The organism is Nocardioides hwasunensis, assembly GCF_014779665.1.
Lineage (GTDB): Bacteria > Actinomycetota > Actinomycetes > Propionibacteriales > Nocardioidaceae > Nocardioides > Nocardioides hwasunensis.
The window spans coordinates 281,781-306,015 of record NZ_JACXYY010000001.1 but is presented as its reverse complement, the minus strand read 5'-3'; the positions used below and the strand labels follow the sequence as shown (position 1 = coordinate 306,015).

20 protein-coding genes are annotated in these 24,235 nt (G+C 72.8%); 5 read left to right on the top strand and 15 right to left on the bottom strand.

Going from position 1 to position 24,235, the window contains the following annotated elements; all coding sequences use genetic code 11:
• Nucleotides 1–161: 161 nt before the first annotated feature.
• Complete coding sequence (locus IEZ25_RS01535) at nucleotides 162–818, bottom strand: GNAT family N-acetyltransferase (protein WP_191197627.1); 657 nt, start codon at nucleotides 816–818, stop codon at nucleotides 162–164.
• Nucleotides 819–899: 81 nt separating this feature from the next.
• On the opposite strand from IEZ25_RS01535, the gene IEZ25_RS01530 reads away from it, so the two are divergent.
• Entirely contained in the window at nucleotides 900–1,781 is an 882-nt protein-coding gene (locus tag IEZ25_RS01530; RefSeq protein WP_191197626.1) for a VanW family protein, read from the top strand.
• A complete protein-coding gene (locus IEZ25_RS01525; RefSeq protein ID WP_191197625.1) occupies nucleotides 1,778–2,134 on the top strand; it encodes a hypothetical protein in 357 nt (118 codons plus the stop codon). The genes IEZ25_RS01530 and IEZ25_RS01525 overlap by 4 nt, the downstream gene beginning before the upstream one ends.
• Here the strand turns inward: IEZ25_RS01525 and IEZ25_RS01520 are convergent.
• On the bottom strand, nucleotides 2,125–3,219 hold the full coding sequence (locus IEZ25_RS01520; RefSeq protein WP_191197624.1) for an amidohydrolase family protein: 1,095 nt from the start codon (nucleotides 3,217–3,219) through the stop codon (nucleotides 2,125–2,127). The two genes, IEZ25_RS01525 and IEZ25_RS01520, sit on opposite strands and share 10 nt — an antisense overlap.
• Nucleotides 3,220–3,377: 158 nt before the next feature.
• Here IEZ25_RS01520 and IEZ25_RS01515 point away from each other — a divergent pair, with 158 nt between their 5' ends.
• Nucleotides 3,378–4,562, top strand: coding sequence for an ROK family transcriptional regulator (locus IEZ25_RS01515; RefSeq protein ID WP_318151980.1), 1,185 nt, complete (start codon nucleotides 3,378–3,380; stop codon nucleotides 4,560–4,562).
• 5 nt (nucleotides 4,563–4,567) lie between these two features.
• On the opposite strand, the gene IEZ25_RS01510 is transcribed toward IEZ25_RS01515, so the two are convergent.
• From IEZ25_RS01510 to IEZ25_RS01490, 5 genes are all read right to left on the bottom strand, one after another.
• A complete protein-coding gene (locus tag IEZ25_RS01510) occupies nucleotides 4,568–4,930 on the bottom strand; it encodes a PIN domain-containing protein (RefSeq protein WP_191197622.1) in 363 nt (120 codons plus the stop codon).
• On the bottom strand, nucleotides 4,927–6,504 hold the full coding sequence (gene ffh, locus IEZ25_RS01505; RefSeq protein ID WP_191197621.1) for a signal recognition particle protein: 1,578 nt from the start codon (nucleotides 6,502–6,504) through the stop codon (nucleotides 4,927–4,929). The genes IEZ25_RS01510 and ffh overlap by 4 nt, the downstream gene beginning before the upstream one ends.
• Nucleotides 6,505–6,633: 129 nt before the next feature.
• Nucleotides 6,634–8,856, bottom strand: coding sequence for a [protein-PII] uridylyltransferase (locus tag IEZ25_RS01500; protein WP_191197620.1), 2,223 nt, complete (start codon nucleotides 8,854–8,856; stop codon nucleotides 6,634–6,636).
• Nucleotides 8,857–8,902: 46 nt separating this feature from the next.
• A complete protein-coding gene (locus IEZ25_RS01495) occupies nucleotides 8,903–9,241 on the bottom strand; it encodes a P-II family nitrogen regulator (protein WP_191197619.1) in 339 nt (112 codons plus the stop codon).
• On the bottom strand, nucleotides 9,238–10,557 hold the full coding sequence (locus IEZ25_RS01490; RefSeq protein ID WP_318151979.1) for an ammonium transporter: 1,320 nt from the start codon (nucleotides 10,555–10,557) through the stop codon (nucleotides 9,238–9,240). The genes IEZ25_RS01495 and IEZ25_RS01490 overlap by 4 nt, the downstream gene beginning before the upstream one ends.
• Nucleotides 10,558–10,759: 202 nt before the next feature.
• Between IEZ25_RS01490 and IEZ25_RS01485 the strand changes: the two genes are divergently transcribed.
• Together IEZ25_RS01485 and IEZ25_RS01480 are read left to right on the top strand one after the other, a co-directional pair.
• Entirely contained in the window at nucleotides 10,760–11,704 is a 945-nt protein-coding gene (locus IEZ25_RS01485) for a rhamnan synthesis F family protein (protein ID WP_191197618.1), read from the top strand.
• The gene (locus tag IEZ25_RS01480; RefSeq protein ID WP_191197617.1) at nucleotides 11,694–14,675 is read left to right on the top strand and encodes a glycosyltransferase; all 2,982 of its coding nucleotides are present in this window, start codon (nucleotides 11,694–11,696) and stop codon (nucleotides 14,673–14,675) included. Before IEZ25_RS01485 ends, IEZ25_RS01480 begins: the two co-directional genes overlap by 11 nt.
• Before the next feature lie 14 nt (nucleotides 14,676–14,689).
• On the opposite strand, the gene ftsY is transcribed toward IEZ25_RS01480, so the two are convergent.
• The 8 genes from ftsY to IEZ25_RS01440 all read right to left on the bottom strand — a co-directional run bounded on the left by ftsY (nucleotide 14,690) and on the right by IEZ25_RS01440 (nucleotide 24,218).
• Nucleotides 14,690–15,835 (bottom strand): signal recognition particle-docking protein FtsY, encoded by a 1,146-nt coding sequence (ftsY, locus tag IEZ25_RS01475; protein ID WP_191197616.1) that lies wholly within the window; start codon nucleotides 15,833–15,835, stop codon nucleotides 14,690–14,692.
• A 13-nt stretch (nucleotides 15,836–15,848) separates the two neighbouring features.
• Nucleotides 15,849–16,763, bottom strand: coding sequence for a class I SAM-dependent methyltransferase (locus tag IEZ25_RS01470; protein WP_191197615.1), 915 nt, complete (start codon nucleotides 16,761–16,763; stop codon nucleotides 15,849–15,851).
• A gap of 69 nt (nucleotides 16,764–16,832) precedes the next feature.
• Nucleotides 16,833–17,009: a hypothetical protein gene (locus IEZ25_RS01465; protein ID WP_191197614.1), complete on the bottom strand. Its 177-nt coding sequence runs from the start codon at nucleotides 17,007–17,009 to the stop codon at nucleotides 16,833–16,835.
• Nucleotides 17,010–17,108: 99 nt separating this feature from the next.
• Nucleotides 17,109–17,552 carry an acyl-CoA thioesterase gene (locus IEZ25_RS01460; protein ID WP_191197613.1) on the bottom strand — a complete coding sequence of 148 codons (444 nt, stop codon included), beginning with the start codon at nucleotides 17,550–17,552 and terminating at the stop codon, nucleotides 17,109–17,111.
• Between the two features lie 10 nt (nucleotides 17,553–17,562).
• On the bottom strand, nucleotides 17,563–21,117 hold the full coding sequence (gene smc / locus IEZ25_RS01455) for a chromosome segregation protein SMC (RefSeq protein ID WP_191197612.1): 3,555 nt from the start codon (nucleotides 21,115–21,117) through the stop codon (nucleotides 17,563–17,565).
• 110 nt (nucleotides 21,118–21,227) lie between these two features.
• Nucleotides 21,228–22,328, bottom strand: a complete 1,101-nt coding sequence (locus tag IEZ25_RS01450; protein ID WP_191197611.1) for a pyridoxal-phosphate-dependent aminotransferase family protein — start codon at nucleotides 22,326–22,328, stop codon at nucleotides 21,228–21,230.
• 40 nt (nucleotides 22,329–22,368) lie between these two features.
• The gene (locus IEZ25_RS01445; protein ID WP_318151978.1) at nucleotides 22,369–22,860 is read right to left on the bottom strand and encodes a DinB family protein; all 492 of its coding nucleotides are present in this window, start codon (nucleotides 22,858–22,860) and stop codon (nucleotides 22,369–22,371) included.
• A complete protein-coding gene (locus IEZ25_RS01440) occupies nucleotides 22,857–24,218 on the bottom strand; it encodes an FAD-binding oxidoreductase (RefSeq protein ID WP_191197610.1) in 1,362 nt (453 codons plus the stop codon). The genes IEZ25_RS01445 and IEZ25_RS01440 overlap by 4 nt, the downstream gene beginning before the upstream one ends.
• Between the last annotated feature and the right edge of the window lie 17 nt (nucleotides 24,219–24,235).

Genomic DNA, 24,235 nt, shown 5'->3' with positions numbered 1-24,235 from the left:
GGGTGAGCGACCCTCGCCAAGGTGGGGTACCCGGTCTGGTCACTCGATGGGCGCTGCGTCGCTCGGATGAGAGGGTCCGGGCGCGCAGGACACGAGCGGAGATTCTGCCAGACACCCGGCCCGCACGACCAATCCGGTCGCGCCGTCGCGCGCGGCGGTGCTCAGGCCTCGTCCAGGCCGATGAACGAGCGCACGGCGTCCGCGCCCGTCACCTCGATCGGCGCGTCGCCCCGCACGAAGGTCTCCGGCGTGAGCACCAGCCCCTGGTTCAGCGCGAGCTCGCCCTCGCGCCGCTTGATCCTGGTGACGGCGGTCGGCCGGTAGCCGACCTTGCGCGAGACCCCGAGGGAGGCAGGGTTGTCGAGGAACGCCGCTGAGGTGATCTCCTCGAACCCGAGGTGGTCGAAGAGCAGCTCGCAGAAGGCGCGCCGCATCGCGGTCCCGAGTCCGCGGCCCTGGAACTCACGACCGATCCACGACCCGGTCTCGCCGGTGCGGGTCACCGGGAAGTTCTTCGCCGCGACCCCCTGGGCGCCGATGACCCGGCCGTCGAGGAGCACCGCGAGTTCGAGGCAGAAGTCGTCCGGCGCGAAGGTCGAGCGCTTCCCCCAGTGGTACGCCGCGGTGTTGCGCGACAGCTGCCCGGCCGGCGCGGTCGACCACGGGACGTAGAACGGCATCCGGTCGGGGTCGTGGATGCCCGCCTCGGCGACGTCGCACAGCTCGAGGACCAGGTCGTCGGTCAGCCCCCGCAGCTCGAGCGGGCCGGCGACCACGCGCAGGCCGAAGGGCGGGTAGAGGTCGACGAGGGTGCGCATGACCACATCCCATCCCGACGGCCGCACGGACCACAAACCGGTTTCGTGCAACCGGCCTGCAGCCCGCCGCGTCCTACGGACATGACGACCGCGCACGTCGAGCCGCTGGAGCTGCCGGCCCGGCTCACCGCTCCCCCGCGCCTGACCCAGCGGCACCCGTCGCTGCTGCCCGTGGCGATGGCCGCGCACCGCGCGAGACGTCGTACGCAGTGGGTGCGGGACGCGTGGGCCGGCCGGCTCGTCTGGGCGCGGCGCCGCACCGACGTCGACCTGCCGGTGCGGCTCAAGCAGCACGGCTCCCTGCTGCTCCGCGAGCTCGCGCCCGACCAGATGCAGCTCCAGCACAACAAGGTCACCAACCTCCGCCTCGCCGCCGAGCGGATCGACGGGCTCGTGATCGCACCGGGCGAGACGTTCTCCTTCAACCGGGTCGTCGGCAGCTGCACGCGACGCAAGGGCTACCTGGACGGGATGAAGCTCTCCAACGGCGAGGCGGAGGCCGGTGTCGGCGGCGGGATCTGCCAGATCGCCAACCTCGTGCACTGGATGGTGCTGCACTCCCCGCTCACCGTGGTCGAGCGCTCGGAGCACTCCTTCGACCCGTTCCCCGACAAGGGACGGGTGCTGCCGTGGGGCGTGGGCTGCTCGATCGTCTACAACTACGTCGACCTGGTGGTCCGCAACGACACCGACCACCCGTTCCAGCTCCGCACCTGGGTCGGCGACCGCTACCTCCACGGCCAGCTGCGCACCGACGAGCGCCCCGCGCACTCCTACCAGGTCGAGGCGCGCGGCGAGCAGTTCCTGCGGCGCGAGGGGCAGGTGTTCCGTCGCAACCAGGTCTGGCGCCGCGTGATCGACCGCCGCACCGGGGACCAGGTCGGCGACGAGCTGCTCATGAGCAACTGTGCCCTCGTCGTCTACGAGCCCGGCCCGGCCGTCGCGGTCATCGACGTCCCATGAGGGCGCTGCTGGCCGTGCCCCTGACTCTGGCGTCCCTGCTCGTCGCCGGGTGCAGCGGGAGCGACGACGGCACCCTCACCTGCACCACGCCGGCCCACTCCCCCGACGACTACTCCTACGTCGACGCGGTCGCCTTCACCACCACCGACCCGGAGGACGACCTCCTGTCCGCGGTCGACGGCTGGGAGAGCGGTGACGGCATGGAGTTCCGCTACGCGACGAAGCGGATCGACGCCGGGTGGGCGGTCGTCATGGCGGTGGCACCGACCGCGGGGATACGCGACGGCCTCGACGAGCTGGAGGGCTTCGACGCCTACGGCAGCGCCGAGGTCTTCGACCGCAGCTACGAGTGAGCCCCCGGGCGTCGCGCCACGCCGCGCAGCACGACCGCTGACGGCGTGCGCAGCACCGACAGGTCGTCGACCGGGTCGCGGTCGTAGACCACGAAGTCGGCCGACGCGCCCTCGACGAGTCCGTCGACCCCGAGCCACTCGCGGGCGCGCCAGCTCGCGGCACCCAGCGCGTCGAAGGCCGACATGCCGATCCGGGCCAACGCCTCGACCTCGCCGGCGATGTTGCCGTGGCGGCTGATGCCGCCGCCGTCGGAGCCGGCGTAGATCGGCACGCCGGCCTCGTGGGCCGCCATGATCGTGGCCGGCATCCGGTCGTAGAGGTCGGTCATCGTGGCGGCGTAATCGGGAAACCGCTCCACCCCCGCGGCGGCGTGCTCGGGGAACTTGTCGAGCTGCATCACGGTCGGCACCAGGCGCGTGCCGCGCTCGACCATCGCGTCGATGAGGTCCTCGGTGAGGCCGGTGCCGTGCTCGATGCAGTCGATGCCGGCCTCGATCAGCCCGGGCAGCACGCCGTGGCCGAAGCAGTGCGCGGTGACCTTCGCCCCCTCGGCGTGTGCGGCGTCGATGGCGTCGCGGAACGCCTCGGCGGGGAACGACGGCGCGAGGTCGCCCTCCTCGCGCGAGATCCAGTCGCCGACGAGCTTGATCCAGCCGTCGCCGTTGCGCGCCTCCTGCGCGGCGTACGTCGCCAGGTCGGCCGGCTCGACCTCGTGGGCGTAGCCGCGGATGTAGCGCTTCGTGGCGGCGATGTGACGACCGCAGCGGATCAGTCGCGGCAGGTCCTCGCGGTCGTGGATCCACCGGGTGTCGGAGGCCGATCCGGCGTCGCGGATCAGCAGGGCTCCGCCGTCCCGGTCGTCGACGGCCTGCTGCTCGGTCGCCTCGTCGTCGGTGGCGCCGAAGTCGTCGAGGCCGAGGTGACAGTGGGCGTCGACCAGCCCGGGGACGATCCACCCCTGGGCGACGGTGTCGGCGCCGGCCTGCGGCTCGAACGTCACGCGTCCCTCGACGACGTAGAGGTCGCGGGGCTCGCCGTCGGGCAGGACCTGTCCGCGGTAGCGCTGGGCGGGCTGAGAGGGCATGTCGCCGACCCTAGCGAGGCGGGGGCGGACGCGGGACCGCGACCAGTGGGGTGATGCACGTCACACGGTCGGGAGCGGAAACCGCTAGGGTGCGGCGTTGTCGCCAGGTCGCCGCGAACTCGGACGCACGGCCGGCCCCCGCAGAGAAGAGTGCGCCCGTGCCGACCCCTCCCCCGTCCCGAGCGCGCGGCGGCTCGCTCGAGGACCTTCGTCGCGCCAACCGCCGCCTGATCCTCGCGCACCTGGTCTCGGACGGGCCGCGCAGCCGCGCCGAGCTGTCCCGCGCGACCGGGCTGTCGGCCACCACCGTGTCGAGCCTGGTCAACGAGATGCTCGAGACCGGGCAGATCCGCGAGACCGACCGCGGCCGTCCGCACAAGGGCGGCTCCGGCAGGCCACCGGTGCTGGTCGAGCTGGCGACCCCGCCGGGCGGGGTCGTCGGCGTGGACGTGGGCCACGGGCACGTGCGGGTGGCGGCCGCCGGCCCGACGGGCGACGTGCTCGCCGAGGACGTACGCCGCTTCGACGTCGACGCCGAGGGCCCGGCAGCGCTCGACGTGGCGGCCGCCATGGTCCGCGAGACGCTCGTCGGCGCCGGGCTGGATCCCGACGACGTCCACGGCGTCGGGATGTGCGTGGCCGCGCCGATCGACCGCGAGGACGGCGTGATGCGCACGATCCTGCCGCGCTGGCGCGGGGTCAACCCGGCGCGCGAGCTCGAGCAACGCCTCCACGCCCCGGTGATCGTCGACAACGACGCCAACCTGGGCGGGCTCGCCGAGGTGCGGCACGGTGCGGCTCGCGGCCACCACGACGTGGTCTACGTGAAGCTGTCGGGCGGGATCGGTGCCGGGCTCGTGCTGGGTGGCCGCGTGCACCGCGGCGCCACCGGCATGGCCGGCGAGCTCGGCCACGTCCAGGTCGAGGAGAACGGCGACGTGTGCCGCTGCGGCAACCGCGGGTGCCTCGAGACCCGGGTGTCCTCCCACCGGTTGCTGGCGGCGCTGCAGCCCGCCCACGACGACGACCTCACCGTGGCTCGCGTCCTGAAGCTCGAGGAGGCCGGGGACGCTGACGTGCGCCGTGTACTCGCCGAGGCGGGTGCCGCCGTGGGTCGCGCCCTGGCCGACCTCACCACGAGCGTCGACCCGTCGATGATCGTGCTCGGCGGACCCCTCGGGCGCTCACCGGCGGTCCTCGACGGCGTCCGCGGCTCGATCGACCGGTTCGCCCAGCCGGCGACGGCGGAGGCGGTGCAGGTCACGTCGGGCGAGCTGCACGACCGCGCGGAGATCATGGGCGCGGTCACCATGGCGGTGGCGATGGTCACCGCGGGCGACTGACGCCCTCAGAGCCGGTCCAGCAGCCAGGACGGGCTGAGGACCTGCGCCGGCGACACGTTGGCGGCGAGAGCCCGGTCGGCGGTCACCACCACGACCCGGTGGCCGGCGTCCGCCGCGAGTCGGGCCTGGGCGCGGATCTCGGCATCCCCGTCGCGGGCGGCGTGGACGGTGCGCACGTGAGCGTCTCGACCGGCCCGGACCCCGCCCTTGGCCTGCCCCTCGAGCACCAGCACGATCTCGTCGTACGACGTGTCCGCGACCAGCAACCGCTCGTGGAGGCGGCGGGCCGCGCCGGCACGGTCCTTCCACCACCCGTCGGGGACCGATCCGACGACGTTGGCGCCGTCGACGACCAGGACCGTGCTCACTTGAGGAACTGGGAGAAGTCCTTCGGGAGGTTGAGCTGCTCGGCAGCCTTCTCGTAGTCGATGCCGGCGCCGTCGGGGTCGCCGAACGGGTTGCCGGCCTTCTCCTTGGCAGCCGCGTCCTGGGCGGACTTCTGCTGCGCGGCCTTGGCGGGGTTGCCGGAGACCCGCTTCTTGCCCTTCTTGCCCTTCTGGGCGGGCTGGCGGGCGCCCGCGCGCTTGCCGCCGCCGAGACCGGGCATCCCCGGCATGCCCGGCATCCCGGGAACACCTCCGCCCTTGGCCATCGACTCCATCATCTTGCGCGCCTCGAAGAAGCGGTCGACGAGCTGGTTGACGTCGGAGACCTGACGGCCCGAGCCCTTGGCGATGCGGGCGCGACGAGAGCCGTCGATGATCTTGGGGTTGTCGCGCTCGGCGGGCGTCATCGACTGGATGATCGCCTGCAGCCGGTCGATCTCCCGCTCGTCGAAGTTCTCGAGCTGGTCGCGGAACTGGCCCATCCCGGGCAGCATCCCCATGATCTTGGTCATCGAGCCGAGCTTGCGGATCTGCATCATCTGCTGGAGGAAGTCCTCCAGGGTGAAGCCGCCCTTGGTGCCGAGCTTCTCCGCGGCCTTCATCGACTGCTCGGTGTCGAAGGCCTTCTCGGCCTGCTCGATGAGGGTGAGCATGTCGCCCATGTCGAGGATGCGCGAGGCCATCCGGTCGGGGTGGAACAGGTCGAAGTCGGTCATCTTCTCGCCGCTGGAGGCGAACATGACCGGCTTGCCGGTGACCGAGCGGATCGACAGGGCGGCACCACCGCGGGCGTCACCGTCGAGCTTGGTGAGCACGACGCCGTCGAAGCCGACGCCGTCGAGGAAGGCCTGCGCGGTGGTGACCGCGTCCTGGCCGATCATCGCGTCGACGACGAAGAGCACCTCGTCGGGCTGGACGGCGTCGCGGATGTCGGCGGCCTGCTGCATCAGGGTCTGGTCGACGCCGAGGCGGCCGGCGGTGTCGATGATGACCACGTCGTGGAGCTTGCGCCTCGCCTCCTCCAACGAGGCGCGGGCGACGTCGACCGGGTTGCCGGTGCCGTTGCCCGGCTCGGGCGCGAAGACCGGCACGCCGACGCGCTCGCCGTTGACCTGGAGCTGCTGGACCGCGTTGGGGCGCTGCAGGTCGGCCGCGACGAGCATCGGCGTCTTGTCCTGGCCCTTGAGCCAGAGTGCGAGCTTGGCGGCCAGCGTGGTCTTGCCCGCGCCTTGGAGGCCCGCGAGCAGGATGACCGTCGGGCCCGACTTGGCATAGCGCAGCCGGCGGGTCTCGCCGCCGAGGATCGTGACGAGCTCCTCGTGGACGATCTTGATGATCTGCTGCGCGGGGTTCAGCGCACCGCTGACCTCCTCGGAGCGGGCCCGCTCCTTCACCGCGGCGACGAACTCCTTGACGACCGGCAGCGCGACGTCGGCCTCGAGCAGCGCGATCCGGATCTCGCGCGCGGTGGCGTCGATGTCGGCCTCGGAGAGCCGACCCTTGCCCCGCAGGTTCTTGAAGGTGTCGGCAAGGCGGTCGGAGAGTGTGGCGAACACGGTGTGGGTCTGTCCCTCGCATCGGTGGTGGATCAGGGTCGTACGACGCTCCAGCCTAACGGCCAGGGCCCATCCAGCAGGTCTCGACGGCGCCCGACGGGCGTCGGCGCTCCGGCGGCGAGCGGCGGCTCAGCCCCCGAGTGCCGTGCGCACGGCGTGCGCCGCCGCTGCGGCACGCTCCTCGGTCGGGCGTACGCCGCCGACCTCCTGGACGTAGAACACGTCCACCGCCTGCGGACCCAGCGTCGAGACGTGCGCCGACGCGACCGTCAGCCCGAGCCCGGCGAGCGTCGTGAGCACCCGGTGGACCACACCGGGTCGGTCCGAGGTGCGGATCTCCAGCACGAGCGAGGCGCGCGACGCGTCGGGACGCACCTCGACGATCGGCGGCAGCTCGCCCTCGGGACGCGGGGGGAGGTCGGGGAGACGCTGGCTGCCCTCGACGACCCGGCGGATCCGGTCGCGCACGACCGACGGGTCGAGATAGGCGTCCGACACCTCCCACGCGCTGATGCCCCACTCACCCTCCGCGTCGACCTGGGCCCAGGCCCGGGCCGCGTGCACGGGCACCCGCATCGCGGCGAGGCCACCGGCGACGTCGGCGAGCAGCCCGACCCGGTCCGCGGCGACGACGGTGACGGTGGCGCCCACCTCGTGGGGGACGACCTCGACGGACACCGCGGCCGGGTCGCGTCGTACGGCGTCGGGGACGGGGAGCGACTGCGTGGGGGTCACCGGGGTGATCTCGGCGCCGAGGGCGTGACCGGCACGCGAGACGAGCCGGTCGACGAGCGAGGCCCGCCAGGTGGTCCAGGCGGCAGCGGAGGCGGCCCTGGCATCGGCCTCGGTGAGCGCGCGCAGGAGCTCGAGGCTGGCGGCGTCGGGGACGTGCGTCAGCAGCTCGGCCGTGGTGGCCGGGTCGTCCGGGTCGCGGGTCGTGGCCAGGGTCGCGAGCAGCAGGTGCCAGCGCACGAGCGAGGCGACGACCTCCGCGTCGAGGTCGGTGAACCCCATCCGGGCCACGACCTTGCGGGCCGTCGGCTCCCCGGCGACCGAGTGGTCCTGGAGCGAGCCCTTGCCGATGTCGTGGAGCAGCGCGGCGACCAGCAGCAGGTCGGGTCGTCGGACCGAGCGGATCAGCGCTCCCGCCTCCGCGCACGTCTCGACGACGTGCCGGTCGACGGTGAAGCGGTGGATCGCCGAGGCGTGCGGCAGCAGCCGGATCTGCTCCCACTCGGGCAGGAAGGTCTCGATGCCCTCGACCTCGTCGAGGGTCTCCCAGACCGGGAGCAGGCCCGGGCCGCTGGCGAGGAGTCGCACCAGCGCGTCCCGGGCGGGAGCCGGCCACGGGACCGGCAGCTCGCCGCCCTCGCGCACCAGCCGGGCCGCGGTCGTGGGGGCGAGCACGACGTCGCGACTCGCCGCCTCGGCGGCCGCCCGCAGGAGCAGGGTGGGGTCGTCGCCGGGCCTGGTGCCGGCGTCGAGGACGATCTCGCCGCGGGACAGGGCGATCCCGGGCGCGACCCGCTGGAGGGCAGGCGTACGCCGCCCCTTCTCGCCGGTGGTGCGCGCCACCACCGCGTCGGTACGTCGCCAGGCCAGGCGCGAGAGGTGCCCGATCCGACGCCCGAGCGAGCGCACGTGGCGCTGCGCGGCCTCGGCGTCGGGCAGGTCGAGGCGTTCGGCCAGCGGGCCCCACATCTCGGGAGCGATCCGGTCACTGGGCCGTCCGGCGAGGTCGTGCACCTCGTCGCGCACGTCGAGCAGCAGCTGCCGGGCCGCCTCGGACGCAGGTGTCGAGGCGTCGACGAGCCAGCTGGCCTCGATCGCCTTGAGGACGCCGGCGTCGCGGAGACCGCCCTCGGCCTCCTTCACGTCGGGCACGGACGCGTGGGCGAGCTCGCCGGTGACGTCGTGGCGCTTGTGCGTCATCGCCTTGAGCTCGGGCAGCCGCGTGCGGGCCTGGCGGCGCCAGTCGGCCAGCATCGTGGCGCGCAACCGCAGGCTCAGGCCGGGGTCGCCGGCCAGGTGGCGCGCGTCGAGCAGCCCGAGCGCCACCCGGAGGTCGGCGGCCGCCTCGAGCACCTCCGACATCGAGCGCACCGAGTGGTCGAGCCGGCGCCCGGAGTCCCAGAGGGGATACCAGAGCGTGCTGCCGAGCTCGCCGATGTCGACGCCGTCGTCGTGGACGAGGATGACGTCGAGGTCGGAGTGCGGTGCCAGCTCGCCGCGCCCGTAGCCGCCGACCGCGACCAGGGCCACCCCGGTGGCGGGCCCCGAGGAGGCGGCGTACGCCTCCCGGCAGAGCTCGTCGGCCGAGGTGGCCCTGGTCTGTCGTCGCTCAGCGGTCATGCGGGGTCCTGCGTCATGACCACGCGGGTCCCGAGAGGGAGGGTCATCAGAGTGCCGATGCGTCCTGCTCGCCGGTCCGGACACGGACGACGGTCTCGACCGGGCTGACCCAGACCTTGCCGTCACCGATCCGACCGGTCTGCGCGGTCTTCACGATGATCCCGACGATGTCCTCGGCGTCGGCGTCGTCGACGACGATCTCGATCCGGATCTTGGGCACCAGCGCGATGTCGTACTCCGCGCCGCGGTAGACCTCCGTGTGACCCTTCTGGCGGCCGTAGCCGCTGACCTCGGAGACCGTCATCCCGGCGACCCCGAAGGTCTCGAGGGCCTCGCGAACGTCCTCCCACTTGTGCGGCTTGATGACCGCGGTCACGAGCTTCATGCGTGCGCTCCTTCGTTCTTGGAGGTGGGTGCCTTCGCGGTCGGCCCCGCCGTGGCCGCGGCCAGGACGCTCGACGAGCCGCCGCTGGTCCCGGCGTGCAGGTCGTACGCCGACTCGCCGTGAGCAGCGAAGTCGATGCCGTCGACCTCGGCCTCCTCGTCGAGACGCAGGCCGATCGTGTACTTGATGGCCAGCGCGATGACCGTGGTGAGGATGCCCGAGTAGAGCACCGCCACCACGACGCCGAGCGACTGGTCGGCGAGCGAGCCGAAGCCGCCGCCGTAGATGAGGCCGTCGACGCCGCCGGCGCCGTCAGCGGTGGAGAACACGCCGATCAGCACGGTGCCGATGATGCCACCGACCAGGTGCACGCCGACCACGTCGAGCGAGTCGTCGTAGCCGAGCTTGAACTTCAGGCCCACGGCCCAGGCGCAGACGGCGCCGGCGATGGCGCCGATGGCCACGGCACCGCTGAGGTTGACCGCTCCGGCGGCCGGGGTGATCGCCACCAGGCCGGCGACGATGCCGGAGGCGGCGCCGAGGGAGGTGGCCTTGCCGTGCATGATGCGCTCGACCACGAGCCAGCCGAGGATCGCCGCCATCGTGCACAGCGTGGTGGTGGCGAAGGTGCGGCCGGTCTCGAGGGGGAACTGGGTCGTCGGGTCGTCACCGAAGACGATCGAGCCGACGTTGAAGCCGTACCAGCCCATCCACAGCAGGCCGGCGCCGAGCATGGTCAGCGTGAGGTTGTGCGGTCGCATCTGCTCCTTCGGCCAGCCGATGCGCTTGCCGAGCAGCAGCACCAGCACCAGCGCCGCGACGCCTGCGTTGATGTGGACGGCCGTGCCACCCGCGTAGTCCTGCGCGCCGATGCGACCGCAGATGAGCGAGTCGTCGGTGCAGCTGAAGACCATGTGGGCCATCGGGAAGTAGACGATCACGGCCCACAGCGGGACGAAGACGACCCAGGCCGAGAACTTCAGGCGATCGGCGACCGCGCCGCTGATGAGGGCGGCGGTGATGATGGCGAAGGTCATCTGGAACATCACGAAGATGTAGTCGCCGGTCGACACGCCGTCGAGCCAGAACAGCTCGAACGGGTTGGCGAAGAACGTGCCGTCGCCGCCGAAGCCCATCGACCAGCCGATGGCGACGTAGAGGATGCCGACGATGGCAGCCGCCACGTAGGACATCATCATCATGTTGAGCACTGACTTCGACCGAGACATGCCGCCGTAGAACAGGGCCAGCGCGGGCACCGTCATCATCAGGACGAAGGCAGTCGCCACCAGCATGAAGGCGTAATAGCCGTCCACAGGACCTCCAGGAAACGTACGTGGGTGTGGCACCGGACCAGGACGTCGCTGTCATGACGGTGCTCACGCGTTGCCCCGCAGCCTGCGGGGACGAGGTTTCACCGCGTCACGGCGGATGTTGCTGGCAGGCAACGGAATGGGCCCTTGTGTTACAGGTGTGTGAACGGACCGGGTGGCGACCGCCCCTTGTTAGTGTTCGGCCGTGTCCAGACTTGCCGTGATGGCGCACTACGACGTCGCCGGGGAGCTTCGGCCCCACGTGCGAGGTCAGGTGGAGGCGCTGGCCGCGTCGGTCGACACGTTGCTGGTCTGCACGACCGCCCAGCTGCAGGACTCCGCCCGCGCCTGGCTGTCGGAGCGGGCGGTCCTCGTCGAGCGCGCCAACTACGGCTACGACTTCTTCAGCTACAAGGTCGGCCTCGACGCCGCCGGCGACCTGACGGCGTACGACGAGGTGGTGGTCTGCAACGACACCTACGTCTTCGCCCTCGACTCCTACGAGCCGGTCTTCGCGGAGATGGCGACCCGGCCGTGCGACTTCTGGGGCCTCACCGCCGCCGAGCGGCTCGCCCCGCACATCCAGTCGTTCTTCATCGCCTTCCGCCCCTGGGTGGTCTCCTCGCGCGCCTTCACGACGTTCTGGGAGGAGATGGAGCCCATCTCCCGACGCCGTCAGGTGATCCGACGCTACGAGATCGGCATGTCGCGCCGGCTCTACGACGCGGGCTTCACCTCCGACACCTACTTCGTCGAGACGAGCGAGGACCGTCGCATCGCCCGCGAGCGGATGCGCTGGTGGGCGGCGCACCGCTCCCACTTCCCCCGCACCCGCACGGAGGTGCGGGAGTGGCGCGAACGCGCCAACGAGCCGTGGAACCCGGCCCGGAGCCTCGCCGACCGCGTGCTCGACGACGCCCGGCTCCCCTACGTCAAGATCGACACCCTGCGCTACGACCCCTACAACCTCGACGCCAAGCGCCTGCTCGACCTGTGCGAGCGACGCTTCCCCGAGCGCTTCGCGGGTGTGCGCGAGTTCCTCGACGACACCGCCCAGTACTACCCGCTGCGCGACACCGAGCGGCTCCTGCCGACCCCGCTCGCGCTGGAGCCGCTGTTCCCCCGCGTGAGGTACTCCGATGCGCGGTGAGCGCCGCCGACAGGCGCAGGTGAGGTACGACGACGCGGCCGAGGTGCTCGTCGACGCGGGCCTCGTCGACGTGGACTACGTCGCGGCCCAGCTCGGCACCACCTTCGCCTCCGCGCAGGAGGCGGCGCGGGCGGTCGTCGACGCCGGCGACGTGTCGCCACACCCCCTCTTCGAGGCACAGTGGATCGGCCGGCGCCGCTCGTGGCAGCGTCTGGGACAGCACCCGGCGCTCTGGTACCTCTCCGAGCGTCGCCGCCGCAACCGGATCGCGCCGCACCCGCTCTTCGACCCTCGGATCGTGTTCGCGGCCTACCCCGAGGCCCGGCACCACCCCTACGGCGCGCTGTCCTACTGGTTGTCCGTGACCGGACCCGGGGCAGCCCTGCCGACGCGGATCCTGCCCAAGAAGGTCTCGTGGGGCACCTACCGGGCGGCGGCGATCGGGGCGGCGGTCGAGTGGCGCGAGGAAGTCGTGCGCGAGCGGCCCGAGCTGGTCGGGCCGGCTCCTGCCCTCCCAGCCACGCTCGGCACCTCGCCTGCCGTGACGGTGGTGATGGCGACCCAGGACGAGGGACCACTCGTCCACGAGACAGTCGCGTCGCTGCAGGGACAGACCTTCACCGACTGGCACCTCGTCGCCGTCGACCGCGGCTCGCTCGACGACACCGCGGCCGTGCTGCAGGGCATGGCCGCCTTCGACGACCGGATCACCCTCGTGCGCGAGTCCCGCTGCGGGCACGCACGCGCGCTCAACGTCGCGCTCGAGCACAGCACTGCCGAGCACGTCGCGTTCCTTCCGCTGGGACGCGAGTGGCTGCCCGGGATGCTCGGCGAGATGCTCGCCCACGCCCACGAATCCGGTGCGTCGGCCGTCCTGGCAGGCGTGGGCTCCGTGGGCCGGTCCCGCGTCGAGCTCCTCGCCGGTCGACCGGTCGACCTGGCCACCGCCCTGGTGCGCCGTGCCGCGATCAAGGACGTCGGAGGCTTCGACGAGACCCTCGGCGGCTCGGTCGAGCGTGACCTGCTGCTCCGGCTCACGCGCGACCACGAGCCGCTCGCGATCGACGTCCCCGTGCTCAAGCGGCCGGACCCTGCCGCGCCCGGCTTCGGCGACGACTGGGACTCGGTGGTCCTCGAGAGCCAGCTCGTCGACTGGGACGCGGCGGCGGCGCGCCGGCACTCCGAAGACCTGGTCAGCCACGTCCTGCCCCTGGGCACGGAGCCCCGGCGCACCGTCGAGTGGCTGGGCTCGGTGCCCCGGGAGGGCTCGGAGCTCATCCTGGTCGGTGTCCGCCTGCGTCGTGCGCACCACGTGCTCGCCGCCTCCATCGCCGCCGTCATCTCGGGTGCCCGCTTCGTGTCGGTGCCGGCGAGCGTGTCGACCTCGGCGGCGACCAACATCGGGATCGCCCGGGCCGCCGGCGCCACGGTCGTCCTGGTGCGTCCCGAGGCGATGCCGCCGCGCCAGCCGATCGCCGAGCGCCTGGCCGACGTCGTGCGCGGCGGAGAGGTCGCGGTCGCCCAGCCCCTCGTCGTGGACCTCGATGGCGTCATCCTCAGCGCCGGCGCCCGCTTCGCGACAGCCAACCCGCAGCCCGACCTGTTCCTCGCCGGTCTGCCGACCAGCGACGCGGTCCGCATCGGTCCGTGCGAGGTCGCAGCGCCCGCCTCGCCCCTCGTCGCGCTGCGCACCGACACCGCGGTCGCGCTGCGCGGTCTCCGCGGGCGGTTCCACTCGGTCCTCGCGGAGACCGACCTCGGGCTGCGAGCCCGGCAGGCCGGCCGCGGCCGCTCCGTCGTCGTACCCGACGCGGTCATCACCTCGCGCACGGCGTACGCCGCTGCCGATGCGCTCATCGGCGCGATGACGTCCCTGCGCGCGAGCGCCCTGACGCCGCCGCCGGACCGGGCCGCCGAGCTCCTGGTCGGGGCGGGGCTGGAGGTGACCGACCAGCGCAACCGGCGGGTCACGGTCGATCCCGAGGACCGCTCGGCTCCCTCCGCGCTGGTCCCCGAGCTCGTCGTGCGAGCGATCGAGGGCATCCACGAGTCACCTCCGCGGCTGCGGTGGGCCGTCGACATCGCTGCACCAGCGGCCCAGCGCGGCGACCGGTGGGGCGACACCTACTTCGCACGGTCGCTCGCCGAGGCCCTCGAACGACGCGGCCAGCACGTCGCCATCGACCGGCGCGACGCCCGCGACCGCGACTCCCGCGACCTCGACGACGTGCTCCTCGTGCTTCGCGGCCTGGACCGCGTCACCCCCCGCCCGGGACTGCTCAACGTCGAGTGGATCATCAGCCACCCCGACATGATCACGCCCGACGAGGTGGCGGCCTTCGACCTCGTCTACGCCGCCAGCACGAGCTGGTCCGAACGCGTGAGCCGCGAGTGGGGCACGCCTGTCGAGCCGCTGCTCCAGTGCACCGACACCCGGTGGTTCCACCCCGACCGGGCCGAGCCCGACACCGGTCCGGCGCTGCTCTTCGTCGGGAACTCGCGCGGCGTCTACCGCTACGCCGTCCGCAGCGCGTTCGCCGTCGGGGCCGACCTGACGCTGCACGGCAACGACTGGACCGAGTTCGTCGAGCGCGACCAGATCGCCTCCGGCGGCGTCGCGAACCAGGAGGTCGGCGTGCTCTACGCCTCCGCCGGCGTGGTGCTCAACGACCACCACCTCGACATGCGGCGCGACAGCTTCGCCTCCAACCGCCTCTTCGACGCGGCCGCCTGCGGTGCCCGGATCCTCAGCGACCGCATCGACGGGCTCGAGGAGACCTTCTCCGGGCTGGCGCTGCCCTTCGACAACGAGCACGAGCTCGCGCGGCTGGTGCAGCCGCCCTACGACGCCTTCCCCGACAACGAGGCGCGCCGCCGGATCGCGATGCGGATCATGGCCGAGCACAGCTTCGACAAGCGCGCCGAGACGCTGATCGACGACGCCGTGCGCCACCTGCTCGACCGCCGCTGACCGCGGCGGGCTCGTCAGCCGAGCAGCGCGTCGACGAACGCCGCAGCGTCGAAGGGCGCCATGTCGTCGGCGCCCTCGCCCAGGCCGACGAGCTTGACCGGGACGCCGAGCTCGCGCTGGACCTGGACGACGATGCCGCCCTTGGCCGAGCCGTCGAGCTTGGTGAGCACGATGCCGGTGACGTCGACGATCTCGCTGAACACGCGCGCCTGGATGAGGCCGTTCTGACCGGTCGTGGCGTCGAGGACGAGCAGCACCTCGGTGACCGGCGCCTGCTTCTCCACGACCCGCTTGATCTTGCCGAGCTCGTCCATCAGCCCGGCCTTGTTCTGGAGCCGGCCGGCGGTGTCGACCAGGACGGTGTCCACGCCGTCGTCGATGCCGTGCTTGACGGCCTCGAACGCGACGCTGGCGGGGTCGCCGCCCTCGGGCCCCCGGACGACCTCGACGCCGACGCGCTCGCCCCACGTGGCGAGCTGGTCGACAGCAGCGGCGCGAAAGGTGTCGGCCGCGCCGAGGGTGACGCGCAGGTCCTCCGCGACGAGGATCCGGGCGATCTTGCCGACGGTGGTGGTCTTGCCGGCGCCGTTCACCCCGACGACCAGGACCACGCCGGGCTTGCCGTCGGTGCCGGTGACCTGCACGCGACGGTCCATGTCGGTGCCGACGAGCTCGATCAGCTCCTCGCGCAGGACGGCGCGCGCGTCCGGCGCCTGACCGCCCTCGACCCGCAGGCGGGCGCGGAGCTTCTCGACGAGCGCCTGGGTGGGCGCGACGCCGATGTCGGCGGTGAGGAGGGTGTCCTCGATCTCCTCCCAGGTGTCCTCGTCGAGCTTGTCACGGCTGAGGAGGGCGAGCAGGCCCTTCCCGAGGCCGCCCTGGGAGCGCGAGAGTCGCTGGCGCAACCGCACCAGCCGGGACGCCGTGCCCTCCGGCCTCTCGACCGCCGGGGGCTCCTCGACGAGCGGCTCGGCCGTGTCGACCGCCGGCTCCGGCGGCGCATCGGTGACGGTGTCGACCTCGGTCGGCGGCGGTGCGATCACGTCGGTGCCGCCCGACGGCAGGTCGCCGCGGCGGCGTCGGCCGGAGGTCAGCAGCCCGGCGAGCGTGAGCACGCCGACGACCGCGATGCCGATGATCAGATAGAGCCAGTCACCCATGGGCCCAATCCAATCAGAGGGCCACGGCGCGGCGCAGGCGGGTGAGCACCGCTCGCCTGCGTGCGGGCCGGACCGCGGCGAGCTGCGCGCGCAGCTCGTCGCTCCGGGCGGCCAGCCGGTCCGCCCGGGCGCGCGCTCGCCCCAGCTGGTGCTGAGCCTGGTCGAGGTCGGCGATCAGGGCGTCGAAGGCCGCTGCCAGGCCCGAGGCGGGGTCGCCGGGCAGCATCGGCGACACCGTCCCGCGGCCCGGGCGGACGAGCCACACCACCTCGTGGGCCATCAGGCGGAAGCGGTCCACCGCCGCCTCGCCCACCAGCGACGGCGGCGTCACCCGCGTGGAGGCGAGGCCGGCCGCCGAGAGCCGGTCGTCGAAGTCGTCGCCGTACCACCGCACGTGGTCGCGTTGCCCGAACCGGCGCGCGCACTCCTCCGGCGACGCCGTGAGGTCCTCCTCGGTGTCCACGCCCAGCTTGATCGGGACCTCGACCAGGGCGATGCCGCGCGGGCTCAGCACGCGGGCGATCTCGCGCATGGCAGCGCAGTCGTCCGGGACGTGCTCCAGCACGTGGTAGCAGACGAGGAGGTCGACCGAGCCGTCACGCAGCGGCAGGTCGGTGAGGCTGGCGAGCGCGTCGACCTCGCGGGCGTCGTAGCCGGCGTCCAGGCTGACCCGGTGCCGCGCCTCGAGACGGTCGAGCAGCAGCTTCGACTGCCGAGATGGTGCGATCTCGACGATCGTGTCGAGGTCGCGCAGCTCGGGTGCCAGCGCCCCGAGGAGCAGGGAGAGGAACCGGTGGCGTTCGAGGCTCCTGCACTTCGGGCAGGTCGCGCGCGGGCGACCGTCGGGGCCTGGGCGGAACTCGCGGGTCACCCTCTCCCCGCACGCCGCGCAGTACGCCCGCGAGACGTCCTGGCGTGAGCCGATCACCCTTCGCACGGTAGTGCGCGGACGACCGAGCGCGAGGTGCCGCGCCGGGGCGTCAGCAGGTCGTCGGGGTCAGACCCGCGACTCGGAGTCCTCCAGCACGGGCATCGAGTCGACGCCCCTGCGCATGGCGGTGCCGAGCTGCGGCGCGACCGGCAGCGCCTTGCCACGGTGGGGGAACGCGACGTAGGCGGCGACGCCGCCGGCGACCAGCAGGCCGAGGGCCATCATCAAGACGATCACGAGCACGGTGTCCTCCGAGGTGCGTGGTGCTGCAGGGGAAGTCCCTCCAACATGACACACCGGTGGTCCTCGGGTCCGCAGACCCGCGGCCCGGCTGCGTGTCGGTCAGCGCAGCAGGGGCACCACGGCCGCGCGGATGATCTCGGGCACGGGAGTCACCGGACGCTCGCCCGCACCCCGGGAGTTGTCGACGTACACGTGCACGAAGCGTCCCTCCGCGGCCGCCTCGTCCGAGGGCCCCTGGAACAGTCCGATGCGGTAGATGATCGAGCTCGTGCCGACCTTGTCCACGACCAGGCCCATCTCGACGGGCTCGGGGAAGCCGATCTCGCGGAAGTAGCGGCAGCCGGTCTCGGCGACCACCCCGATCTGCGGGAGCGCCCGCACGTCGACACCGGTCACCTCGTAGAGGTGGGCGTTGACCGCGGTGTCGAACAGCTCGTAGTAGGTCGCGTTGTTGAGGTGGCCGTAGGCGTCGTCGTCGCGCCAGCGCGTGGTCGCGGTGCGCCAGGCGACGTAGTCGTCGCGGGTCGGGACGTCCTGGGGCATCGGGCCGGCCTCAGGCTGATTCCGCGTCACGCAGACGCTGGCTGATCACCGCGGACACGCCGTCGCCGCGCATGGTCACGCCGTAGAGGGCGTCGCCGACCTCCATCGTGCGCTTCTGGTGGGTGATCACCAGGAGCTGGGAGTTCTCGCGCAGCTCCTCGTAGATCTCCAGCAGTCGGCCCAGGTTGGTGTCGTCGAGCGCGGCCTCGACCTCGTCGAGGATGTAGAAGGGCGACGGGCGCGCCTTGAACAGCGACACCAGGAACGCGACGGCCACGAGCGACCGCTCGCCACCGGACAGGAGCGAGAGCCGCTTGACCTTCTTGCCGGCCGGCCGCGCCTCGACCTCGATGCCCGTGTTCAGCATGTCGTCGGGGGCGGTGAGGACCAGCCGGCCCTCACCGCCGGGGAAGAGCCGCGCGAACGTGGAGTCGAAGGCCTTCTCCACGTCGGCGTAGGCCTCGGTGAAGACCTGCTCCACGCGAGCGTCGACCTCGTGCACGATGTCGAGGAGGTCCTTGCGGGTGCGCTTGAGGTCCTCGAGCTGCTCGGTGAGGAACTTGTGCCGCTCCTCCATCGCCGAGAACTCCTCCAGCGCCAGCGGGTTCACCCGGCCCAGCATCGACAGCGAGCGCTCCGCGGTGCGGAGGCGCTTGACCTGCTCGTCGCGGACGTACGCCGTCGGCTCGGGCGCCTCCTCCCCCTCGGGCACCTCGCCGGTGAAGGGGACGAGGGTCTCCGGGCCGTAGTCGGCGACCAGGCCGTCGGGGTCCAGGCCGAGCTCCTCGAGCGCGCGCTCCTCGAGCTGCTCGATGCGCATCCGCTGCTGGGTGCGGGCCATCTCGTCGCGGTGCACGGAGCTGACGAGCTCGTCGTGCTCGCGCCCGAGGTCGCGCAGACGAGTGCGCACGGTCATCAGCTGCTCCTCGCTCCCCCGTCGCGACTCCTCGACCGCGGCCCGCTCGTCGGCGGCCCGCATCACCGAGCGCTCGAGCTGGTGGAGCACCACCCGCACGGCGACCGCGACCGCCTGCGCGGCGCGTCCCTCGCGGATCAGGCGCTCGCGTCGCTCGGCGGCGCGGGCGCGCGACTCCCGCTCGGCCTGCGCGGCACGCAGCAGCGAGTCGGCGCGACCGTGGAGTGCACGGGCGCGTTCCTCGGCGGTGCGCAGCGCGAGCCGTGCGTCCATCTCGCCCTGGCGGGCCTCGCGGGCTGCCTCGGCGAGCCGCTCGCGCTCGGATGTGTCGGGCTCCTCGTCGGTCACGTCCTCGGCCGCGGCCAGGCGTTCTTGGAGGTCGGCCAGTCCGGCGAGGTCGGCCTCGCGGGCCTCGCGCGCCGTGGCGATGCTGCGCTCCAGCCGCTCGGCCTCGCCCTTCGCGGCGCGGGCCTGCGAGCCGTGCTGGCCGAGCTCCTCCGCCACGGCGGCGAGCGTCGCGTCCGACTCGTGCAGCTGCGCGAGCGCCACGTCGACCCGCTTGAGGGCGTCGTGGCGACGAGCCTCGAGGCGGGAGATCTCGAAGCCGAGCCGCTCCGCGGTGGCGCTCGCCTCGGCCAGCCTGGTCGTGGCCTCGTCGACGGCCGCCTGGACCTCGATCAGGCTCGGCTGGCTCGTCGAGCCGCCGGCCGCGAAGTGGGCACCGAGCAGGTCCCCCTCACGGGTCACCGCGACGACGTCGGGGAGCTCGCCGACGATCTGACGGGCCGCCACGAGGTCGTCGACGACGGCGACACGCTGGAGCAACCGCGCCAGCGCCGGGCGTACGTCGTCGGGCGCGGACACCGTGTCGATGGCGTAGCGGACGCCGTCGGGCAGGCCCGGCCAGTCGCGCTCGATCGCGGGAGCCCCGCCGAGCACCAGCCCGGCGCGTCCGAGGTCGTCGACCTTGAGGTGGCCGATCGCGTCGACGGCGGCCTGGGAGTCGGTGACCACGACGGCGTCGGCGGCCGTGCCGAGGGCCGCGGCCACGGCGGTCTCGAAGCCGTGCTCGACGTCGAGCAGCGCGGCCACGGACCCGAGCAGTCCACCGACCGTGTCGGAGGCGGCGAGCAGCGCGCCGTTGCCGTCCTTGCGGTTGAGACCGATCTCGAGCGCGTCGCGGCGAGCGACCAGACCGGCACGCTCACGGTCGGCGTGCTGGGCGTCCTCGCGCGCCGTGGCCAGCAGCTCCTCGACCTCGTCGAGGGCCGCGACGGCCTCCTCGTGCTCGGAGTCGAGGCCCTCCTCGCCGGCGTCGAGCCCCGCGACCCTGGTCTCGAGCGCGGTGAAGTCCCGCTGCGCGCGCTCGGCGCGGGTGGCGGCGTCCTCGCGGGCCTCGGTGAGGCGCTGGATCTCGGCGTCGGCGGCCTCGGCCCGCGAGGTGAGTGCGTTGACCTGTCCGGTGAGGCGGGCGAGGCCCTCGCGCCGGTCGGCGGCGGCTCGCTGGAGACCCGTGATGCGCTTCTCCTCGGCGGCGGCAGCCTCCTCGGCGGTGCGCTTGGCGACGACCGCGGCGTCGAGCGCGGAGCGGTGCTGGTCGACCTGCTCGGCGATTTGCGCCTCCTGCTCGCGCACGCGACCGGCCTGGGCCTCGAGGTCGTCGGGGTCGCGCCCGGAGTCGACGGTGTCGCCCTCGGACGCGCCGGCCGCGTTGCGGATCCGCTCGTCGGCCAGCGAGCCGGTGCCGCGCAGGCGCTCCTTCAGACCGGACAGGGCGAACCAGGTCTCCTGCGCAGCGGCGAGCCGGGGCAGGTCCTCGCGCAGGGTGGCCTCGAGGCGCGCCTCGTTCTCCCGACCGGCGCTCATCTCGGCCTCGACCTGCTCGCGCCGCTCCTTGAGCAGCGTCTCGTCGGCCATCTCCGACTCGAGGGAGGTGCGGGCGGTGACGAGGTCGTCCGCGAGCAGGCGGGCGCGCGCGTCTCGCACGTCCATCTGCACCGTCTGGGCCTGGCGGGCCACCTCGGCCTGACGGCCCAGCGGCTTGAGCTGGCGGCGGATCTCGGAGAGCAGGTCGGCGAGCCGGGTCAGGTTGCCGTCGGTGGCGTCGAGCTTGCGGAGCGCCTTCTCCTTGCGCTTGCGGTGCTTGAGGACGCCGGCGGCCTCCTCGATGAAGCCGCGCCGGTCCTCAGGCGTGGCGTGCAGGATCGAGTCGAGCTGGCCCTGTCCGACGATCACGTGCATCTCGCGGCCGATGCCGGAGTCGCTGAGCAGCTCCTGCACGTCGAGCAGCCGGCAGCCGGTGCCGTTGATGGCGTACTCCGAGCCGCCGTTGCGGAACATCGTGCGGCTGATCGTGACCTCGGCGTAGTCGATCGGCAGTGCGCCGTCGGAGTTGTCGATGGTCAGCTGCACCTCGGCGCGGCCGAGCGGTGGGCGCCCCGAGGTGCCGGCGAAGATGACGTCCTCCATCTTGCCGCCGCGCAGGCTCTTGGCGCCCTGCTCGCCCATCACCCAGGCGAGGGCGTCGACGACGTTGGACTTGCCGGAGCCGTTGGGGCCGACGATGCAGGTGATCCCCGGCTCGAGCTGCAGCGTCGTCGAGGACGCGAAGGACTTGAACCCCTTGAGGGTCAGGCTCTTCAGGTACAACGCGGGCTCCTCACCGGATCATGACTGGCGGACAGCTGCCACTGGAGTCTGGGGAAGCGCGGCGCGGCTCACCCTACCCGCGGGTGAGGCTCACCCACGGGAGGTGGGCGTCACCGCCCGAGCACGTCCTTCAGCGCGGCCAGCACGAGGAGCACGGCGTCGGGGCGGGCGTTGCGGCCCATCAGCCCGATGCGCCACACGCTGGCGGCGTACGCCCCCGCGCCCGCACCGATCTCGATGCCGTGCCTCGCGAGGAGCTCCTTGCGGACCGCGGCGGAGTCCACGCCCTCGGGCACCTTGACGGTGGTGAGCTCCGGCAGACGGCTGCCCTCGGCGGCGAACAGCTCCAGGCCCATCTCCTCCAGGCCCGCCTGCAGCGCGTCGCCGGCAGCCTGGTGTCGCGCCCAGACCGTATCGAGGCCCTCCTCGAGGATCCGCGTGAGACCGCCGTGGAGGCTGTTGACCATCGCGGTCGGCGCGGTGTGGTGGTAGGTCCGCTGGCCCGCGCCCCCGTCCTTCACACCGGCTTCTCCGACGTAGCCGCCGAGCATGCCGAGGTCGAGGTACCACGAGCGGGGCTTCTCGACGCGTCGCTCGAAGGCGCGGTCGTTGATGGTGAAGGGCGCGAGGCCCGGCGCGACGCCGAGGCACTTCTGGGTGCCCGCGTAGCCGAGGTCGATCTCCCAGTCGTCGGCCCGCAGCTCGATCCCGGCGATGGAGGTGACGGCGTCGACCAGCAGGAGCGCGTCACCCTTGCCGGCGCCCAGCGCGGCGACGTCGGAGCGCACGCCGGTCGAGGTCTCGGCGTGCACGGCCGCGATGATCGCCGGCGACGGGTGGGCGGACAGCACCCGGTCGACGTCGACCGGCCGGCCCCACTCGTGCTCGACCGCGACGACCTCGGCACCGCAACGTGCGGCCACGTCGGTCATCCGCTGCCCGAAGAGTCCGTTGACCGCGACCACGACGACGTCACCCGGGTGGACGGTGTTGACGAACGCCGCCTCCATCCCGGCCGAGCCGGTCGCGCTGAGAGGGAGCGTGCGGGTGTTCGAGGTGCCCCAGACCGTGCGGAGCATCTCGCACGTCTCGTCCATGATCCGGAGGAACTCCGGGTCGAGGTGGCCGAGCAGCGGCTCGGCGAGCGCGCGCGTGGCCTCGGGGTAGGGGTTGGACGGGCCGGGACCGAAGAGGTGGCGCTCGCGGATCATGCGGTTCTCCTGTGTCGGGAGGGGTGGCACACGATGACGGTCACGAGCCCGTGACGCCATCGATGGCTTCCCTCATGAGGTCGGCGTGGCCGTTGTGCCGCGCCGTCTCCTGGACCATGTGGGTCAGGATGGCACGCAGGTTGACCTCGGCCCCCCAGGGCGTGGTGACGACGTCGTCGAGCTCGCCGCCGGCGACCACCTCGTCCGCCCGCGCGCACGTCTGGCGGTACAGGTCGAGCACCTCCGCCGTCCGCTCGTCGTCACCGACCCGGAACTCCGCATCCGGCTGCTCGTCGAGGTGCGCATAGGGGTCCGGTGTGCCACCGAAGATGCTGAGGAACCAGCCGTGCTCGGTCACCGTGAGGTGGCGGACCAGGCCGAGCAGGCTGAGGCCGGACGCGGTCATCGCGCGCCGGAGCTCCTGGTCGTCGAGGCCCTCGAGCTTCATCAGCAGGGTCGCGCGCTGGTAGGCGAGGTGCTGGGTCAGCGCGCCGCGCTCGTCCGCGAGCCGGTCAGGATCATGCCGCGTCACAGGACCGCGCCCGGGTTGAGGATCCCGCCCGGGTCGAGGGCGTCCTTGACCAGTCGGCTGAGCGCCATGACGTCCTCGCCGAGCTGGGCAGGCAGGGCGGCCTTCTTGGTGCGGCCCACTCCGTGCTCGCCGGTGATCGTCCCGCCGAGTGCGATCGCGGCGCTGAGGATGTCGTCGAAGGCGGCACGGGCGCGACGCTCGGAGTCGGGGTCGGCGGCGTCGTAGACGATGATCGGGTGGGTGTTGCCGTCGCCGGCGTGCGCCACGGTCGGGATCTCGATCCGGTGCTCGACGGCGATCGCGGCGACCGCGGCGAGCAGCTCGGGCAGCAGCGGCACCGGAGCACCGACGTCCTCGAGCAGGAGCGCGCCGCGCGCCTCGACGGCCGGGAAGGCCAGCCGACGCGCCTGGACGAACATCTCCCCCTCGTCGGGGTCGTCGGTCACCACCACCTCGGCGGCACCCGCCGAGAGGCAGGCGGCCTCGACGACGGCGATCTCCGCCGAGCGGGCGTCACCCGGGGCGTCCGACTGCACGACCAGCAGCGCACCGGCGGTCCGGTCGAGCCCCCGCGGGGAGAAGTCCTCGACCGCGTTGATCGACGCCTGGTCCATCAGCTCCATCATCGAGGGCCGCAGCGTGCGGCGTACGTCGACCACGGCCCGCGCCGCGTCCGCGACCGAGGCGAAGGACGCGACCAGCGTCGCCGGCGGCAGGGGCAGCGGCACCAGCCGCAGGACCGCTCGGGTGACGATCCCGAGCGTGCCCTCGGAGCCGACGAACAGCTTGAGGAGCGAGAGGCCGGCGACGTCCTTGATCCGCTTGCCGCCGAGGGTCACCAGGGTGCCGTCGGCGAGCACCACGTCGAGCCCGAGGACGTAGTCGGTGGTCACGCCGTACTTCACGCAGCAGAGACCACCGGCGTTGGTGGCGACGTTGCCCCCGATCGAGCAGATCTCGTAGGAGGACGGGTCGGGCGGGTACCACAGGCCGTGCTCGCGCGAGGCGGCCTTGACCTCGGCGTTGAAGGCGCCCGGCTCGACCACGGCCACCTGGCAGTCGGCGTCGATCTCGATGGCGCGCATCCGCTCGAGGCTCAGCACGATGCCTCCGTCGACCGCGCTCGCGCCGCCGGACAGTCCAGAGCCGGCCCCCCGCGGGACGACCGGGATCCCGTGGCGAGCGGCCCAGCGGACGGCGGCCTGGACCTGGCCGGCGTCCTCCGCGCGGACGACCGCGACGGGCGTCCCGGCTCCCGCGTCGCGGGACCAGTCGAACCGGTAGTTGTCGACGGTGGCCGGATCGGTCGCGACCACCCCGTGCGGCAGGGACTCCACGAGCTCGGCGAGGATCTCCATCCGCCCATCGAACCACT